The organism is Hwanghaeella sp. LZ110 (genome assembly GCF_048892525.1).
Taxonomy (GTDB): domain Bacteria; phylum Pseudomonadota; class Alphaproteobacteria; order UBA8366; family Aestuariispiraceae; genus Pacificispira.
Window position 1 is genome coordinate 1 of sequence record NZ_JBLZHT010000060.1, and the last position, 322, is coordinate 322.

The following is a 322-nucleotide window of genomic DNA, read 5'->3' on the forward strand; positions in this document are numbered from 1 at the left end:
TGGATATGATGTTAACTTTGACTTCCTGACAAAGATGTCACTGGAAAATGGTGGAGTTGCTCGCAGGATTTATGAAGATTCAGACGCTGATCTACAGCTGCAGGGATTCTATGATGAAGTTGCCGTCCCTCTCCTCACTGATATTCAACTCAAATACACAGGAGGGACAAACCTTACCAAGACCAGCTTTAACCTGTACTTCAACGGATCTGAGATTGTGGTATCAGGACAAATCACAGACAACAGTGTGGAGAGTTTCACCACTGAAGTCATTGCAGTATCAAAAGGCAATAATGTGACGTATCAGGAAACTGTGATGACT

Annotated in this window: 1 protein-coding gene; it reads left to right on the forward strand. The window is 42.9% G+C overall.

Annotated features, from left to right (window positions below; translation table 11 throughout):
* On the forward strand, window positions 1-322 hold a 322-nt coding region (locus ACOSDM_RS20205), incomplete at both ends, for a hypothetical protein (protein WP_420726333.1).